This window comes from Saccharomonospora saliphila YIM 90502, from assembly GCF_000383795.1.
GTDB classification, from domain to species: domain Bacteria; phylum Actinomycetota; class Actinomycetes; order Mycobacteriales; family Pseudonocardiaceae; genus Saccharomonospora; species Saccharomonospora saliphila.
In genome coordinates, this window is sequence record NZ_KB912723.1 from 1 (window position 1) to 1,552 (window position 1,552).

Consider the following 1,552-nt stretch of genomic DNA (forward strand, 5'->3'; position numbering starts at 1 on the left):
GGCGGGAGCGGGTTGTCACAGCCCTCCAGCGCGCACACCGCCTCGGCGGCCGTGCCGTGCGCCGGGGCGGTGTGCGCGTCCGGGTGGCTGTGGTCCACGGCGCCCGGTTCGGTGGCCCGCGCGGCCGCCGGGGCGCCTTCGCCTTCGCCGTCGCCTTCGCCGTTGCCGTCGGCGGTGGGCTCGTCGGGGGTGTGGCGTTCGTGTACCTGCTGCTCACTCACGCGCGTAGTGTGGCCCACACCGCGTCGCGGTGCGCATCCGGTCCGCGGTGGTGTGGACCGGGCGCGCACGCGGGCGACTACAGTGGGCGGACATGCCGACTTCGTCGTCGCGTCGTCCTCCGCTGGCCGCCGAACTCGACCTCGAACCGCACCCCGAGGGCGGGTGGTATCGGCGCACCTGGGAATCCGGGATGCGGGCTCACCCGGAGGGTTATCCCGGTCCGCGCCCCACGGCCACGGCGATCCACTACGTGCTCGGCGCGGGCGAGGAGTCCCGCTGGCACCGGGTGCGAGGTGCCGAGCTGTGGTTGTGGCACCGGGGTGGCGAACTGACGCTGCTGCTCGGCGGCGCCGGTGAGGTTCCCGTTTCCGACCCCGAGCGGGTGCGGGTGGGGCCCGCCGTCGAACGCGGCCAGGCGCCGCAGGCGGTCGTGCCCCCCGGCACCTGGCAGGCCGCCCGCCCGGCGCACGACGAGGCCGTGCTGGTCTCCTGCGTGGTCTCCCCGGGATTCGACTTCGCCGACTTCGAACTGCACCCCGGTGAGAACGGCACCACGGAAAGCTGACCGGCTCGCCACCCGCGCACCGCCTGCGGCACCGAACGTCCGTTTCACGTAATTCCTCCCCGAACGGGTGGTCAAGCACGCTAGGATGATCACTCATGGTTCGCGGGAGTAAGGGGCAGTCGTGAACGGGTTCCAGACCTCGCAGGAGGATCTCGACGCACTCGGCACCTCCGTCGGCTACCTCGCCGACGACGTCCGATCGGTGCGCGACTCCTGGCGATCCAATGCGGGCGGTGCGGCCTCGGTATTCGCGACCAGCGAGTGCGGCTCGGCGTTCGAGACACTGCACACCGAGATCACCGACCTGCTCGGCGAGCGGGCCGATGCCCTCGACGAGGTGGACCAGGCCATCCGCGACGGCGGGACGCTGTACCAGCGCATCGAGTCCACCGTCACCGAGACACTCGACCGGGTGTTGCCGTTCGACACGCCGTTCGGAGGCCGCGCATGACCCAGCTCGCCGAAGCAGACCTGCGCGCCCTGGCCGACCGGCTCGCCGCGTTGGCCGGACGCGTCACTCCCGACACGGTCGCGGCGACCCTGGAGGCCGGAGTGCGGCTGTCGGCCGACATGCCCGGAGATCCCGACGGCCTCGAGGACCTCGGCCTCGCCTGCCGCCGCGCGGTCGAGGCGCTGGAGACCGTCGCCGACGAGGACCTGCCCAGCACCGTGGAACGCGTCCGCGACACGTGGAGCGGCGGCGGCGCCGACGCCGCCGCCGGAAGGCTCACCCGGGAGGGCGAGGCCGTGGCCACCGACGCCGAC

At 73.2% G+C, this 1,552-nt stretch carries 3 protein-coding genes and 1 pseudogene; 3 read left to right on the plus strand and 1 reads right to left on the minus strand.

Translation table 11 applies throughout. The features are described from left to right. Positions 1-221: hypothetical protein (locus tag SACSA_RS23735; RefSeq protein WP_048876988.1), on the minus strand; the 221-nt coding region annotated here is incomplete at its 3' end. A gap of 92 nt (positions 222-313) precedes the next feature. On the opposite strand from SACSA_RS23735, the gene SACSA_RS0118550 reads away from it, so the two are divergent. From SACSA_RS0118550 to SACSA_RS23740, 3 genes and pseudogenes are all read left to right on the plus strand, one after another. After that, positions 314-787 carry a cupin domain-containing protein gene (locus SACSA_RS0118550; protein WP_019819222.1) on the plus strand — a complete coding sequence of 158 codons (474 nt, stop codon included), beginning with the start codon at positions 314-316 and terminating at the stop codon, positions 785-787. Between the two features lie 121 nt (positions 788-908). After that, positions 909-1,238, plus strand: a complete 330-nt coding sequence (locus SACSA_RS0118555) for a hypothetical protein (RefSeq protein WP_019819223.1) — start codon at positions 909-911, stop codon at positions 1,236-1,238. Then, positions 1,235-1,552, plus strand: a pseudogene (locus tag SACSA_RS23740) (WXG100 family type VII secretion target); the annotation flags it as partial. The gene SACSA_RS0118555 and the pseudogene SACSA_RS23740, both read left to right, overlap by 4 nt.